Genomic DNA, 13,757 nt, shown 5'->3' with positions numbered 1-13,757 from the left:
GTGTCGCCGAAACGGCATCCGGCTGACATCCCTACCGCGCTCCGCGGGGGTTTCGTCAGCCGGATGTCGTCTCGGCAGACATCGGGCTCCGCGGGTCAGCCCTGGCGGATCATCCCGCGCTCGCGCATGTCGTCCAGCGTCTCGAAGATCGTGGTCTCGGCGGGGCGTGGGGCGAAACCGAGCTGCGCCTTCGCGCGCTCGTTGTGGATCACGAGCGGCGGCAGGTCGTCGCCCGGCACCTCCTCGGTCGGCGCGGCCGCAGCCAGGTCGCCGAGGTGCTCTCGGAGGAGGGATGCCACGCCCAACCACGAGATCGTCGGCCCGTCGGCGAGCAGGAGATATCGCTTGCCCGCGGCATCCGGCGTGTCCATCGCGGCGAGGTGTGCTGTGGACACGTCCCGCACGTCGGCGATCCCGAACCGCTGGCGCGGCGCGAGGGGCATGTGCCCGTCGAGCATCCCGAGGAACGCCTGCAGCGACGAGCGTGGGTCGGCCGTCAGTGTGGGGCCAGCGATCCACGTCGGGTTGAGGACGACGAGCTCGAGCCCGTTCCCCTCGCGCTCGACGAAGTCCCACGCGGCACGCTCCGCGACGGCCTTCGACCGCGGGTAGGCCGGCAGCCCGGGCGCATCCGGGTCGGTCCAGTCGTTCTCGTCGAACTCGCGGATCCCGTCAGCGTTAAGAGGTTTCGGCGAATACCCGACCGCCGCGAACGACGAGGTGAGGACGACCCGGGCGACTCCGGCATCCCGTGCCGCTCGGAGCACACGGAGAGCCCCGTCGCGTGCCGGAGTGACGACGAGGTCGACGTCCTCCGTGGCGTGGGTCATCGGGGATGCCAGGTGGTAGACGCCCGTGACACCGGCCACGGCGGCATCCCAACCGGCGTCTTCCGTGAGGGATGCCACGGTGAATTCGAGACCGGTGTCGTCGGCTCCGGCACGGCGTACCGCGTCGCGAAGCGCCGGCCCCGCGTCGAGAGAGCGGACGGCGGCGCGGACGGACGTGCCCCGCTGGAGGAGGTCGGCGACGACGCGGGTTCCGAGGTAGCCGGAGGCCCCGGTGACCAAGACGGTGTGAGATGAAGTGTTCATGGGGCGAGTCGAACAAACCTCAAGCGCTGGAGGTCAAGCGCGGATCAGCATCTCGATCTCGGGGTAGATCTCGTGGACGCGCGCCTGCGCCTGCGCTTCCGCGTCCGTGTCGCCGCGATCGCGCGCATCCCACAGGTCAGCCTTGCGACGGAGGTAGTCGAGGTGCACGCGCAGCGTCGCCATCTCGATCTCCACGCGTTCCGCATGACGCAGGAGGATGTCGCGCTGCTCGCTAGCGGCCTCGCGGCCACGTCGGCGGTTCGCCTGATACGTGCGCATGTCTTCGATCCCGACGCCCATCGCGCGGAGGCACGCGAGCACCTGCAGGTCGTCGAGGTCGCGCTCGCGATACCGCCGATGCCCGCTGCTCGCGTCGCGCACGATCGGGCCGATGAGCCCGACGTCCTCGTAGTAGCGGAGCGTGGGTTCGCTGAGACCCGACCGGCGGGCCGCCTGCTGGATGGTGAGCATCGACATGTGTCCACCTCAGCACACTTCAAGTACTTGAAGTCAAGTCGACGTCAGCGCAGGTGCTGGCACCTCGGGCAGAAGTGGCTCGACCGGTTCATGAACGAGACCCGCACGATCGGGCGGCCGCAGCGCGGGCACGGCTGGCCCGTGCGACCGTACGCGTTGAGCGAGTGCGCGAAGTACCCCGCCTGACCGTTCACGTTGACGTACTGCGCGTCGAAGCTCGTGCCGCCCTCCGCGAGAGCCTTCTCGAGCACCGCGCGGACCTCGGCCAGCAGCCGGCTCACCGAGCGGGTCGGGAGATCGGAGCCAGGAGTCTCGGGGTGGATGCGCGCCGCCCACAGAGATTCGTCGGCGTAGATGTTGCCGATGCCGCTCGCCACGGTCTGATCGAGCAGCACGCGTTTGATCCCTGACGACGTACGGGCGAGGCGCGCGCGGAATCGCGCGTCGTCGAACGCGGGGTCCAGCGGATCGCGGGCGATGTGGGCCACCTGCGTCGGCACGCGCGGCAGCGATGATCCACGGCCCCCGGGGGCGGCATCCGGGGTGTCGACGAGCTCGTCGAGCGCGAGCGAGCCGAACGTGCGCTGATCCGCGAAGACCACCGACAGCGCACCGTGGACGGGATGCTCGAGCTCGATACGGATGCGTTCGTGTCGTTCCTCGGGCGCGCCGGGCACGCGCAGGAGCATCTGTCCGCTCATACCGAGGTGCGTCACGATCGCTTCGTCGTCGCCGAGTGGCATCCAGAGGAACTTCCCTCGACGCACGGCCGCGGCGATGCGGCGACCGGTGAGTTGGGCCTCGAAATGTTCCGGTGTTCCGGAGTGGCGGGTCAGCGCGCGGGCGTCCCGGACGTCGACCGAAGCGATGAGCGCACCCGTCACCGCCGGTTCGAGGCCGGCGCGGACGACCTCGACCTCGGGCAGCTCAGGCACGGGCGTTGAGCTCGCGCCACGCGGCGAGGGCGGCGGCCATCTCGGCCTGCTTCTTGCTCGTGCCGGTGCCGTGCGTCTCGACGTCGCCGACGGTCACGGTGGCGGTGAACCGCCGGTCGTGGTCGGGGCCCGTCGCCTCGACGGCGTATACGGGCGCCGCGAGCGACTGCCGCGCGGCGATCTCCTGCAGGCTCGTCTTCGGATCCATCGCCGCACCGTAGCGATCGGGGTCGTCGAGCAGGGGCTCGACCAGACGCAGCACGAGCGCCGTGGCGGCATCCGGTCCAGCGGACAGGTAGGTCGCGCCGATGACGGCTTCCATCGTGTCGGCGAGGATCGAGTCCTTGTCGCGGCCACCGGTGAGGATCTCCCCGCGGCCGAGCCGCACGTGGTCACCGAGGCCGATACCCCGCGCGACCTCGGCGAGGGCCACCGTCGAGACGACACTCGCACGCCGCTTGGCGAGGCTTCCTTCGTCGAGCTCAGGATGCCCCGTGTACAGTCGCACGGTCACCGCCTGCCCGAGCACCGAGTCACCGAGGAACTCGAGACGTTCGTTGTGCGGGATGCCGCCGTTCTCGTACGCGAACGAGCGATGGGTCAGCGCAAGAGAAAGAAGCTCGGGGTCGATGTCGACCCCGAGCTTCTCGATGAGCGCAGTGTTTCGCGTCACCGGACGTTGATCAGACGTCGGCGACCTTGCGGCCCTTGTACTCGAGGAAGAGCTCGGTGCCCTGCGAGTCGGTGACGACCTTCGCCTGGTGGGGGCGGCTGTAGACGACCTTGCCGTTCTCGATGGTCTTGACCAGCGCGGGGGCTTCGGCCTTCCACTGCGCGCGACGCGAGCGGGTGTTCGAGCGGGAGACCTTCCGCTTCGGGGGGTTACCTGCCATGACTAGCTCTTCTCTGTCTTGGGGGCGGCGCGGAGCGCATCGCCGTCGTCTGGGGTGTACTGCTGGAGCGCCGCCCACCGAGGATCGACGGGTGTCTGCTCCGTGTCGCCGGCGCTCTCCGTCAGCTTCTCACCCGTGACCGGGTCGAGCCCGAGGCAATCCGGCTGACACACCGGCTGGAACGGAAGCGAGAGGACGATGGCATCCCGGACCAGATTTTCAAGATCCACGTGGTCGTCTTGAACTTCGAAGTCGTTCGCTTCCTCCCCAGGATACGCGAAAAGTTCCTGGAACTCGACTTCGACAGGCTCGGCGATGTCGGTGAGGCACCGTCCGCACACTCCGGTGGCCGTCGTGTCGACGGTTCCGGAGACCAGGATGCCCTCGTGGACGGACTCCAGACGCACGTCGATCTCGAGCGGTTCGGCGGCGGCGACCGAGACGAGCCCCTCGCCCCACTTCTCGGGCGCGGGGATGTCGAGCTCGTGCTCGCGCATCTCTCCCGGGTGGCGCTCGATGTCGCGCACGGGGAGCTGGAAGGGTCCGGGTCGGTGGGTTCTCACGGTCGTCCATGCTACCCGCGCGCCCCCGGGCGAGGGCCGAGCCGGGGCCGGGCCGCCCGCGATCGCTACAGTCCGCGCGCGCCGGTGTCGAGGAACCGGGCGACCGCGGCGGGCACGTACGGCGACACATCGCCGCCGAGCGCGGCGACCTGCCGCACCAGCGAGCTGGAGACGAGCGCGTGCGACGGATCGGGCAGCAGGAACACCGTTTCGACGTGCGCGAGGTCGCGGTTCACGATGGCCATCGGCGTCTCGTACGCGACGTCGACCTGCGACCGGATGCCTTTGACGAGCACCTGCGCGCCCACGTCGGTGGCGTAGTCGACGAGGAGTCCCATGCTCCACGCGGCGACGATGACGTCGCCCTCGATGCCCTCGTCCTGGATGGACTGCTCGAGGAGCGCCTGACGCTGCGCGATCGGCAGCATCGCCTCTTTGCCGGGGTTGTGGACGACGAGCACGTGGAGCTGGTCGAACAGGCCGGCCGCGCGGCGGATCACATCGAGGTGCCCCCGCGTCGGGGGATCGAAGGAACCGGGTACGACGGCGATCCGCGGACTCATTCCGCCAGCCTACCGATCACGACTTGGCGAGGGCCGCGCGTTCCTCGACGCCGACACGTCGCTCGAGAGCAGCGGCGAGTCCCGGATGCCGCACGAGTGCGGGATCGTCGGCGAGCACCGTCTCGGCCGCGGCCCGCGCTTGGACGATGAGATCCGCATCCGTCACGACACGCAGGAGCCGGAGGGACGACCGCACGCCGGACTGCGCGCCGCCCAGGACGTCGCCCTCGCCGCGGAGCTCGAGGTCGACCTCGGCGAGCTCGAAGCCGTCGAGCGTCCGGGCGACCGCCTCGACGCGCGAACGCGACGACGTTCCCGGCGCCGCTTCGGTCACGAGCAGGCACAGTCCGGGGAGTCCGCCTCGGCCGACGCGCCCGCGCAGCTGGTGGAGCTGGGAGACGCCGAACCGGTCGGCCTCGAGGATCACCATCGTCGAGGCGTTCGGGACGTCGACGCCGACCTCGATGACGGTCGTGGCGACCAGCACGTCGATGTCGCCGCGCGCGAACGCCTGCATGACGGCATCCTTCTCGTCCGCGTGCATCTTGCCGTGGAGGATCTCGACGCGGATGTCGGCGAACGCCGGCAGCGTGTCGAGCAGCGCCCCCACCTGAACGACGCCCCAGCGCGTGCGCGTATCGGCACCGTCGGACGGCTCGTCGCCCACCTCGTCCTTTGTGAGCTTCTCGGCGTCGATCGCGGCGCACACGACGAACACCTGGTGCGTCTTCGCCACCTCTTCGGCGACACGCTCCCACACCCGGGCGAACCATCCCGGCTTCTCGGCGAGCGGGGCGACGAAGGTCTGGATGCCAGCTCGCCCGGCCGGCATGGTGCGAATCGTCGAGACGTCGAGGTCGCCGAACACCGTCATGGCGACGGTGCGCGGGATCGGCGTCGCCGTGAGCACGAGCGTGTGCGGCGAGTCACCCTTGGAGCGGAGCGCCTCGCGCTGGTCCACCCCGAAGCGGTGTTGCTCGTCGACCACCACGAAACCGAGATCCGCGAACGTCGTCGTGGAGCTGAGTAGCGCGTGGGTGCCGACGACGATCCGGGCCTGACCGGATGCCACCCGCAGGGCCGCGCGGCGACGCTCGGCAGCCGGGAGCTGTCCGGTGAGCAGCGTCGGCATCAGCTCGGGGGCGAGCTGCGGTCCGAGCATCTTCGCGATCGACCGCACGTGCTGTGCCGCGAGCACCTCGGTCGGGGCGATGAGAGCGGATTGCCCGCCCGACTCGGCGACCTGCAGCATCGCGCGAAGGGCGACGAGCGTCTTACCGGATCCGACCTCGCCCTGCACCAGGCGGTTCATGGGCCAATCGCCGACGAGGTCGGCGGCGATCCGGGCGCCGACGGTCTCTTGGTCGGGGGTGAGCGCGAAGGGCAGGGCCGCGTCGAAGCGTTCGAGGAGGCCGCCCGGCGCGGCGGGGCGCTTCGCCGCGGACAGCGCGCGGACGAACTGCCGCTGCTGCAGCAGCGCGGTCTGCAGGACGAACGCCTCCTGCATCCGCAGCGTCGCGACCGCCGGTGGAATCTCGTCGTCGTGCTCCGGGCGGTGGATGTGCTCCAGCGCGGTGCGGGCGCTGACGAGGCCGTGCCGCTCGCGGAGGTCGTCGGGGAGCGGATCGTCGATGGCGCCCAGGCCGTCGAGCACGAGGGCGATCGTCTTCTGCACGAGCGTGCTCGGCACGGTGCTCGTCGCGGGATAGATCGGGATCGGACGCTTCGAGTTCACCTCGGCCTCGGCGCGCGCCTCTTCCAGATCGTCGAACAGCTCGTAGTCGGGGTGCGTCAGCTGCGTCTGCCGTCGGTACTCCCCCACCTTGCCCGAGAAGATGCCGCGGCGGCCGGGCGTCAGGTCTTTGAGGCGCCACGACTGGTTGAAGAACGTGAGGGACATGCGTCCGTCGCCGTCGCTGATGATCACCTCGAGTAGCGACCCGCGGCGGTTCTGCATGCGGCGCTCGGTCGCGCTGACCACCTCGGCGACGATCGTCACCGGCTCGCCGAGCGGCAGCGAGGCGATCGGGGTCAGCTCGCCGCGCTTGGCGTACCGGCGCGGGTAGTGTTCGAGCAGCTCGCCGACGGTCTTCATGCCGAACGCGCGCTCGAAAGCCGCGGCGGTCTTGCCGCCGACGGCGCCGTCGAGTCGCGACGACAGGGACAGACCGAGCATGCACCGAGTCTAGGCATCCCCTCCGACACGCGGTTTGTAGGGTGGAACGGTGACCCGCATCATCTCCGGCCGCGCGGGCGGCACGGTTCTCGACGTCCCCGCCAAGGGCACGCGGCCCACGAGCGACCGCGTGCGCGAGTCGCTGTTCGGGGCGCTGGAGTCGGCCGACCTGATCGAGGGCGCGCGCGTGCTGGACCTCTACGCCGGGTCGGGTGCGCTCGGACTCGAGAGCCTCAGCCGCGGTGCCGTGTCGGCCGATCTCGTCGAGCTGTCGGCGCCCGCGGCGACCCTCATCCGAAAGAACGCCGAGCGGCTCCGCACGGCCGGCGTCCGCGGTGCGGCCCGCGTGCACCGGGCGAACGCGACGACGTTCGTCGAATCGTCCGCCGCGACGTGGGACCTCGTGTTCATCGACCCGCCCTACGACGTCGCGGACGACGAGATCACCCGCGTGCTCGCCGCCCTGACCCCCCGTCTGAGCCCGGATGCCGCGGTGATCGTCGAGCGCGCGAAGCGGTCGCCTGCCCCGGACTGGGAGGCCGCCGGCCTCGAGGCCGACCGCGACCGGGCGTATGGCGACACGACCCTCTGGTGGGGCCGCCCGGCCGACTGAGCCGCGCTGGTCAGCCGCGGCCGGCGTCCCAGTCGCGGTAGGGATCCCAGCCGGTGCGGCCGGTCCACGCGCGCCCGTCGACCGTGACGGCGACCTCGCCGCGGCCCTCGACCGTGCCGACGCGGCGCCCGGGGCCGACCGCCCCCGCGGGGTAGGTCACCAGGAATCCATGGTCCTCTCCCCCGCCGAGCGCCCGCGCGAGGTCATCCCCCAGCGCGCCCGCATCGAACGCGATCGTGACTCGGGACGCGTCGGCGAGGCGCTCGGCATCCAGGGCCAGTCCGTCCGAGATGTCCATCATCGCGGTGGCACCGGCGTCAGCCGCCCGCAGTGCGTCGGCGATCGGCGGTCGCGGCCGCAGCTGCCGGTCCAGGCCCTCCGCGTCCTCGGCGTCGAGGGCTGCGCGCGCCTCGGGAGTCACCGGGATCGGCGCACCGGACGCGTCGACGAAGCGGGTGAAGAGCACATCGAGTCCGCGCCCCGCCACGCCCAGCTCGCCGATCACGTGCACGGCATCCCCGGGTCGCGCGCCGGAACGGCGCACCGGATCGCGCCCGTCCAGGCTGCCGAGCGCCGTCACCGCGATCGTCAGCGTGTCCGAGACGGTGAGATCGCCGCCCTCCACCGCGCAGCCGGGGGCGAGCTCGGCGCACGCCTGCGCGAGGCCGTCGGCGAGCCCGCGGACGAACGACAGCGGTGTGTCGTCCGGCATCGCGAGTGCAACGAGCAGCGCGATCGGCCGCGCGCCCATCGCCGCGACGTCGGCGAGGTTGACCGCCGCCGACTTGTAGCCGAGGTCCACCGCGGACGACCACGCCAGCCGGAAATCGGGGCCGTGCACGAGCGTGTCCGTGGTCGCGACGACGCGTCCGTCCGGCACGGCCAGCACCGCGGCGTCGTCCCCCGGCCCCACGGCGGCGGTCGAGGCGGGAAGGCGGTCCAGGATGCCGCGGAGCACCTGCCCCTCGGACAGCTCCCCCACGGTGGTCTCGGCGTCGGTCACCCTCCCACGCTATTAGCCTGGAGGGGTGCCCCGCTCCCGTCGTTCCCTCGCGCTGATCGCCACCCTCGCTCTTCTTCCGGGGCTCGCCGCGTGCACGTCGACCGTCTCGATGCAGCCGGCGAAGGATGCCAACGACCCCGCGTGCGCGCAGATCATCGCGCGACTGCCGAAGTCGATCTCCGGTCAGGAGCGCCGCTGGACCGACGCCCAGGCGACCGGCGCGTGGGGCGATCCCGCCAGCATCCTGCTGACGTGCGGGCTCGAGGCCCCCGGGCCGTCGACGCTCCCCTGCCGCCCGTTCGACGGCGTGGACTGGCTGGTCGACGAGTCACAGGCCGATCAGAACCGCTACACGCTGACGACGTTCGGCCGCACTCCCGCCGTCCAGGTCTACCTCGACTACGCCGAGGCGAGCAGCGCCGACATCGCGTCGGCCCTCGCGCCGCTCATTCGCGACTACCTGCCCGCGACAGGCCAGGTGTGCACGTCCCCCGACGACGCGACCCCGGCGCCTACGCCCAGCACGACCCCCTGAGCGGGCCGCCGCGCGTCAGGCGCGGTCGAGCGCGGCGTCGAGCAGGTCGCTGATCAGCTCGGGATACGACAGCCCGGACGCGATCCAGCACGTCGGGAACATCGAGATCGGCGTGAACCCGGGCATCGTGTTGACCTCGTTCACGTAGAACTCGGTGCCCGTGTAGAAGAAGTCGACGCGCGCGAGACCCTCGCCGCCGAGCGCCTCGAACGCCTGGGCGGCGATCCGCTGCATCTCGGCGAGCTCGCCGTCGCGCAGGTCGGCGGGGCACACGAGGTCGACACCGGGAGCGTTCATGTACTTCGCCTCGAAGTCGTAGAACTCGCGGCCCGTCACGACGATCTCCCCGGCGACGCTCACGCGCACCGGACCACCGTCGCGGCCGGGCAGCACGCCGACCTCCAGCTCCCGCCCCACGACCGCCTGCTCCACCAGGACGAGACGGTCCTCCGCGAAGGCCGTGTCGAGGGCGGCATCCAGGTCTTCCCACGCTGAGACCTTCGTCACGCCGACGCTGGACCCGGCCTCGTTCGGCTTCACGAACACGGGCAGGTCGAGGGAGCGGATGCGCCGCTCCCACAGGTCGCGGTTGCGCGCGAGGTCGGCCCGCGTCACCGCGACCCACGGCACCACCGGCACCCCCGCCGAACGCAGGACGCGCTTGGTGACGTTCTTGTTCATGCCGATCGCCGACATGAGCACTCCGCCGCCGGCGTACGGGATGCCGAGGAGCTCGAGGAGCCCCTGGATCGTGCCGTCCTCACCGAAGCGGCCGTGCAGGATCGGGAGGACGACATCGACATCGCCGAGCGACCGTTCGCCGTCGGCATCCGTCACTGTCCATTCGCGCGACAGCACCGAATCGGGCAGTCGCACGCGGGTGCCGTTGTCGCGCACCTCGGGCAGAGCCTCGGGGCGAAGCGCGAACTTGTCGGGGTCGTCGTCTTCGAGCACGAAGGCGCCGTCGCGAGTGATCCCGACGGGGATCACCCGGAAGCGGTCACGATCGATCGCCCGCAGCACCCCGCCCGCCGTGGCGGAACTGATCGAATGCTCGCTGGAGCGCCCGCCGAAGAGCACCGCCACCGCCGGTTTGGTCATTCTGCGTCCTCTCGCCCTGCGGCTGGTCGTCGTCGGTCGTGAGATGGGGCGCGATGTCGCGCGGATTCATGGTGCCGTCGAGCACCATCTTCACCTGTCGCACGATCGGCATGTCGACGCCGACCTCGCGTGCCAGCTGCAGGACGGGGGCGACGGATGCCAGTCCCTCCGCGGTCTGCTGCATCTGCTTCACGACATCCTGGTAGCTGTAGCCCTGCCCGAGCAGGCGTCCGGCCGTGTTGTTGCGGCTCAGCGGCGACTGGCACGTCGCGATGAGGTCGCCGAGGCCCGCGAGGCCCTGGAGCGTCTCGGGCTGAGCGCCCTGGGCGACGGCGAAGTCGGTCATCTCGACGAGACCGCGCGTGATGATCGAGGCTTTCGTGTTCTCGCCGTAGCCGACGCCGTCCACAATCCCGATCGCGACGGCGATGAGGTTCTTCAGCACGCCGCCGAACTCGGTGCCGATGACGTCGGTGTTCACGAACGACCGGAAGTAGCGGTTGCGCGCGCGCCGGGCGACGGCCTCGGCGGTCTCGGGGCTCAGCGAGCTGATGACCGCGGCCGTCGGCTGCTCCCGCGCGATCTCGAGGGCGAGATTCGGGCCGGATGCCACGGCGATCCGCGCGGGGTCGCACAGCAGCACCTGCTCGATGACCTGGCTCATCCGCAGCCCGGACGACTTCTCGACGCCCTTCATGAGGGACACGATCGGTGCGTCCGTGCGGTCGACCAGCGGCTTCACGGCGGCGAGGTTCTCGCGCAGCGCCTGGCTCGGGATGGAGAGATACACCTGCTGGGCGCCGTCGAGCGCCTCGGCGAGACTCGTCGTCGCGGTCATCGTGCGCGGCAGGTTGATCCCGGAGAGGTAGCGGCTGTTGCGCTTGGACTCGGTGATTTCGGCGGCGAGCTCGGGGCGGCGCGCCCACATCACGACGGAGGCACCGCCGTCGGCGAGGATCTTGCCGAACGTCGTCCCCCAGCTGCCCGCGCCGATGACAGCGACCTTGGGCCCGGCGGTCTCGGTCTTACGACTCAAGGCGGCCCGTCTCGTTCTGCCCGTGCTGCGACGGGTTCCACCGCTCCGCGGGCGCCGGCGCACCGCGCAGGCCCGACAGCATCTCGGCGATCCGCGCCATGAGGGCGTCGGTCGCGCGCGTCAGCGTGGCCGGTTGCGTCGCCGTGGCGCGGAATTCGGACAGGTCCAGCGCCGGCCCGAACTCGACGATGACGTGCGAGCGACGGGGGAAGCGCAGCTTGCCGTACCGGGGCAGGATCTGCTGAACACCCCACTGCGCCATGGGGATGAGCGGCAGGCCGCCGCCGAGCGCGAGCCGCACGGCACCGGTCTTGCCGCGCATCGGCCACAGGTCGGGATCGCGAGTCAGCGTGCCCTCGGGGTACACGATGACACCGCGCCCGTCGCGCGCGATGTCCTGCGCGGCGGTGATGGACTGGTTGGCGCTCGCGGACGTCCGCGGCACGGGCACCATTCCGGTCGCGCGGAGCGCCGCTCCGAGGACCGGGACCTTGAACAGGCTCTCCTTCGCCATGAACCGCGGGGCGCGGCCGACGCGCCACACCGCGACGGCGACGATGAGCGGGTCGAACTCGGAGTTGTGGTTCGGCGCAAGCACGTAGGCGCCCTCGCGCGGGAGGTTCTCCACGCCCCGCAACTCGATGCGGGCGAACAGCCCCACGAGCGGGACGACGACCACGGCGAGGGGCCAGAAGGCGCTCGGCCGGCTCTTCTCCGGGGTGGCCGCCACGGCTCAGCCCACGACGTCGAAGTCGGCGTCGAGAGCGGTCAGCTTCTCGAGGAACTTCTCGTACCCGCGGCGGATGATGCCGATGTTGCGCACCGTCGACTCGCCCTCGGCCGCCAACGCGGCGATGACGTAGCTGTAGCCGCCGCGCAGGTCGGGCACCTCGACATCGGCACCGTGCAGGGGCGTCGGGCCGTTGATGACGGCAGCCTGCTCGAGGTCGCGGCGCGGGACGCGGCGGTCGGGGCTCGCGATGCCCTTGGGGTGCACGACGATGTCGGCACCCATCTTGTTGAGCGCCTGCGTGAATCCGAGACGGTTCTCGTACACCGTCTCGTGCACGGTCGACGTGCCGTGCGCCTGGGTCAGCGCCACGATGAGCGGCTGCTGCCAGTCGGTCATGAAGCCGGGGTGGACGTCCGTCTCGACCATCACGGGCTTGAGATCGCCGCCACGGCGGAACAGGATGCCGTCCTCGCGGACGTCGAACCAGCCGCCGGCCTTGCGGAAGACGTTGAGGAACGTGAGCATGTCCTGCTGACGGGCGCCCTGGGCGAAGATCTCGCCGTCGGTGGCCAGAGCGGCGCACGCCCACGACGCCGCCTCGTTCCGGTCGAAGATCGCGCGGTGGTCGTAGCCCACGAGACGGTCGACGCCCTCGATGAAGATCACCCGGTTGGGCTCGTACGAGATGATCGCGCCCATCTTCTGCAGGACGGCGATGAGGTCCATGATCTCGGGCTCGATCGCGGCGTTCCGCAGCTCCGTGACGCCCTTCGCGCGGACGGCGGTGAGGAGCACCTGCTCGGTCGCCCCGACGCTCGGGTACGGCAGCGTGATGTTCGCTCCGTGCAGGCCGTTCGGGGCCGTGATGCGGATGCCCTCGTAGCTCTTGTCGACCACCGCACCGAACGCACGGAGCGCGTCCATGTGGAAGTTGATCGGACGGTCGCCGATGCGGCATCCACCCAGGTCGGGGATCAGCGCCTCGCCGAGCAGGTGCAGCAGCGGGCCGCAGAACAGGATCGGGATGCGGGACGCGCCCGCGTGCGCGTCGATCTCCTCGAAGTGCGCGGCGACCGCGCCCGAGGGGTCGAGGTGGAGAGTCCCCTCCTCGTCGCCCTCGGTCACGGTGACGCCGTGCACCTCGAGGAGCGAACGGACGACCTTGACGTCGCTGATGTTCGGGACGTCGCGCAGCGTGCTCGTGGTGTCGCCCAGAAGCGCCGCCACCATCGCCTTCGTGACGAGGTTCTTCGCCCCCTTGACCTCGACCGTTCCGCGGAGAGGTCGTCCGCCGCGGATCACCAGGGTCTCGGCCGCTTCCCAGTCCGGCTTCACGATCGAGTGCTCTCCGGAGTTAGTGACGAGTGTGCTCATAGGGGGGTAGACCTCACTTCGTGGACGAGGGGCGGCGGAACGGCCCGATCGGGCCGACCGGGCTTAGCGGACCGGAAGGGTCCGCGGCCGCCATGCCTCGCGGCGCGCCTCGAACTGCGAAATCTTGTCTTCGTTGCGCAGGGTGAGCCCGATGTCGTCGAGCCCTTCGAGAAGCCGCCACCTAGTGTAATCGTCGATGTCGAACGAGACTCGGAGGTCGCCGAGTGTGGCGGTTCGCGCCTCGAGGTCGACCGTCATCTCCACGCCCGGCTGCGCCTCGGCTGCGGCCCAGATGCGCTCCACGTCGTCCTCGCCGATCACCCCCGTGACCAGGCCCTGCTTGCCCGAGTTGCCGCGGAAGATGTCGGCGAACTTGGGGCTCAGGACGACGCGGAAGCCGTAGTCGCGGAGCGCCCACACTGCGTGCTCGCGGCTGGATCCGGTGCCGAAGTCGGGGCCCGCCACGAGAATGGATGCCGAGCGGTAGGCATCCTGATTGAGGACGAACTCGGGGTCCTGTCGCCAGTTCGCGAACAGCGCGTCCTCGAAGCCCGTCTTGGTGACGCGCTTGAGGTACACGGCAGGGATGATCTGGTCGGTGTCGACGGCCGAGCGCTTCAGCGGCGCCACGATTCCGGTGTGCGTGGTGAACTTCTCCATG

General features: G+C 70.6%; 16 protein-coding genes. 2 read left to right on the top strand and 14 right to left on the bottom strand.

Annotation, left to right across the window (positions count from 1 at the left end; genetic code table 11):
* Positions 1 to 95 precede the first annotated feature (95 nt).
* The 8 genes from AVW09_RS07880 to AVW09_RS07845 all read right to left on the bottom strand — a co-directional run bounded on the left by AVW09_RS07880 (position 96) and on the right by AVW09_RS07845 (position 6,701).
* Positions 96 to 1,094, bottom strand: a complete 999-nt coding sequence (locus AVW09_RS07880) for an NAD-dependent epimerase/dehydratase family protein (protein ID WP_063257534.1) — start codon at positions 1,092 to 1,094, stop codon at positions 96 to 98.
* Positions 1,095 to 1,127: 33 nt separating this feature from the next.
* Positions 1,128 to 1,571, bottom strand: coding sequence for a MerR family transcriptional regulator (locus tag AVW09_RS07875; protein ID WP_063257533.1), 444 nt, complete (start codon positions 1,569 to 1,571; stop codon positions 1,128 to 1,130).
* A 44-nt stretch (positions 1,572 to 1,615) separates the two neighbouring features.
* Positions 1,616 to 2,506, bottom strand: coding sequence for a bifunctional DNA-formamidopyrimidine glycosylase/DNA-(apurinic or apyrimidinic site) lyase (gene mutM / locus AVW09_RS07870; RefSeq protein ID WP_063257532.1), 891 nt, complete (start codon positions 2,504 to 2,506; stop codon positions 1,616 to 1,618).
* On the bottom strand, positions 2,499 to 3,179 hold the full coding sequence (rnc, locus tag AVW09_RS07865; RefSeq protein ID WP_063257531.1) for a ribonuclease III: 681 nt from the start codon (positions 3,177 to 3,179) through the stop codon (positions 2,499 to 2,501). Before rnc ends, mutM begins: the two co-directional genes overlap by 8 nt.
* A gap of 10 nt (positions 3,180 to 3,189) precedes the next feature.
* Complete coding sequence (gene rpmF / locus AVW09_RS07860; protein WP_013586329.1) at positions 3,190 to 3,399, bottom strand: 50S ribosomal protein L32; 210 nt, start codon at positions 3,397 to 3,399, stop codon at positions 3,190 to 3,192.
* 2 nt (positions 3,400 to 3,401) lie between these two features.
* A complete protein-coding gene (locus AVW09_RS07855) occupies positions 3,402 to 3,896 on the bottom strand; it encodes a YceD family protein (RefSeq protein WP_063257734.1) in 495 nt (164 codons plus the stop codon).
* Positions 3,897 to 4,027: 131 nt separating this feature from the next.
* The gene (gene coaD, locus AVW09_RS07850) at positions 4,028 to 4,525 is read right to left on the bottom strand and encodes a pantetheine-phosphate adenylyltransferase (RefSeq protein ID WP_063257530.1); all 498 of its coding nucleotides are present in this window, start codon (positions 4,523 to 4,525) and stop codon (positions 4,028 to 4,030) included.
* 16 nt (positions 4,526 to 4,541) lie between these two features.
* Positions 4,542 to 6,701 carry an ATP-dependent DNA helicase RecG gene (locus tag AVW09_RS07845; RefSeq protein WP_063257529.1) on the bottom strand — a complete coding sequence of 720 codons (2,160 nt, stop codon included), beginning with the start codon at positions 6,699 to 6,701 and terminating at the stop codon, positions 4,542 to 4,544.
* A gap of 49 nt (positions 6,702 to 6,750) precedes the next feature.
* On the opposite strand from AVW09_RS07845, the gene rsmD reads away from it, so the two are divergent.
* Complete coding sequence (gene rsmD, locus AVW09_RS07840) at positions 6,751 to 7,314, top strand: 16S rRNA (guanine(966)-N(2))-methyltransferase RsmD (RefSeq protein WP_063257528.1); 564 nt, start codon at positions 6,751 to 6,753, stop codon at positions 7,312 to 7,314.
* A gap of 10 nt (positions 7,315 to 7,324) precedes the next feature.
* Here rsmD and thiL read toward each other — a convergent pair whose 3' ends face one another.
* The gene (gene thiL, locus AVW09_RS07835) at positions 7,325 to 8,317 is read right to left on the bottom strand and encodes a thiamine-phosphate kinase (protein WP_063257527.1); all 993 of its coding nucleotides are present in this window, start codon (positions 8,315 to 8,317) and stop codon (positions 7,325 to 7,327) included.
* Positions 8,318 to 8,342: 25 nt separating this feature from the next.
* Here thiL and AVW09_RS07830 point away from each other — a divergent pair, with 25 nt between their 5' ends.
* A complete protein-coding gene (locus AVW09_RS07830; protein WP_063257526.1) occupies positions 8,343 to 8,852 on the top strand; it encodes a DUF3515 family protein in 510 nt (169 codons plus the stop codon).
* A gap of 15 nt (positions 8,853 to 8,867) precedes the next feature.
* On the opposite strand, the gene AVW09_RS07825 is transcribed toward AVW09_RS07830, so the two are convergent.
* From AVW09_RS07825 to leuD, 5 genes are all read right to left on the bottom strand, one after another.
* Complete coding sequence (locus AVW09_RS07825; RefSeq protein WP_082822865.1) at positions 8,868 to 9,953, bottom strand: D-alanine--D-alanine ligase family protein; 1,086 nt, start codon at positions 9,951 to 9,953, stop codon at positions 8,868 to 8,870.
* Complete coding sequence (locus tag AVW09_RS07820; protein ID WP_063257525.1) at positions 9,853 to 10,989, bottom strand: NAD(P)H-dependent glycerol-3-phosphate dehydrogenase; 1,137 nt, start codon at positions 10,987 to 10,989, stop codon at positions 9,853 to 9,855. The genes AVW09_RS07825 and AVW09_RS07820 overlap by 101 nt, the downstream gene beginning before the upstream one ends.
* A complete protein-coding gene (locus AVW09_RS07815) occupies positions 10,979 to 11,719 on the bottom strand; it encodes a lysophospholipid acyltransferase family protein (protein ID WP_063257524.1) in 741 nt (246 codons plus the stop codon). Before AVW09_RS07815 ends, AVW09_RS07820 begins: the two co-directional genes overlap by 11 nt.
* Before the next feature lie 3 nt (positions 11,720 to 11,722).
* A complete protein-coding gene (gene murA, locus AVW09_RS07810; RefSeq protein WP_063257523.1) occupies positions 11,723 to 13,096 on the bottom strand; it encodes a UDP-N-acetylglucosamine 1-carboxyvinyltransferase in 1,374 nt (457 codons plus the stop codon).
* A gap of 63 nt (positions 13,097 to 13,159) precedes the next feature.
* The gene (gene leuD, locus AVW09_RS07805; RefSeq protein ID WP_063257522.1) at positions 13,160 to 13,756 is read right to left on the bottom strand and encodes a 3-isopropylmalate dehydratase small subunit; all 597 of its coding nucleotides are present in this window, start codon (positions 13,754 to 13,756) and stop codon (positions 13,160 to 13,162) included.
* Position 13,757: the final 1 nt, after the last annotated feature.

Source organism: Microbacterium sp. T32, from assembly GCF_001619615.1.
Taxonomy (GTDB): Bacteria; Actinomycetota; Actinomycetes; order Actinomycetales; family Microbacteriaceae; genus Microbacterium.
This window is presented reverse-complemented; position numbering and strand designations above follow the sequence as displayed.

Coding starts and splice junctions, on each gene's coding strand:
- AVW09_RS07875 (WP_063257533.1), bottom strand. CDS start 1,571: ATGTCGATGCTCACCATCCAGCAGGCGGCCCGCCGGTCGGGTCTCAGC.
- rpmF (WP_013586329.1), bottom strand. CDS start 3,399: ATGGCAGGTAACCCCCCGAAGCGGAAGGTCTCCCGCTCGAACACCCGC.
- AVW09_RS07825 (WP_082822865.1), bottom strand. CDS start 9,953: ATGACCAAACCGGCGGTGGCGGTGCTCTTCGGCGGGCGCTCCAGCGAG.
- AVW09_RS07880 (WP_063257534.1), bottom strand. CDS start 1,094: ATGAACACTTCATCTCACACCGTCTTGGTCACCGGGGCCTCCGGCTAC.
- AVW09_RS07855 (WP_063257734.1), bottom strand. CDS start 3,896: ATGCGCGAGCACGAGCTCGACATCCCCGCGCCCGAGAAGTGGGGCGAG.
- AVW09_RS07845 (WP_063257529.1), bottom strand. CDS start 6,701: ATGCTCGGTCTGTCCCTGTCGTCGCGACTCGACGGCGCCGTCGGCGGC.
- leuD (WP_063257522.1), bottom strand. CDS start 13,756: ATGGAGAAGTTCACCACGCACACCGGAATCGTGGCGCCGCTGAAGCGC.
- coaD (WP_063257530.1), bottom strand. CDS start 4,525: ATGAGTCCGCGGATCGCCGTCGTACCCGGTTCCTTCGATCCCCCGACG.
- murA (WP_063257523.1), bottom strand. CDS start 13,096: ATGAGCACACTCGTCACTAACTCCGGAGAGCACTCGATCGTGAAGCCG.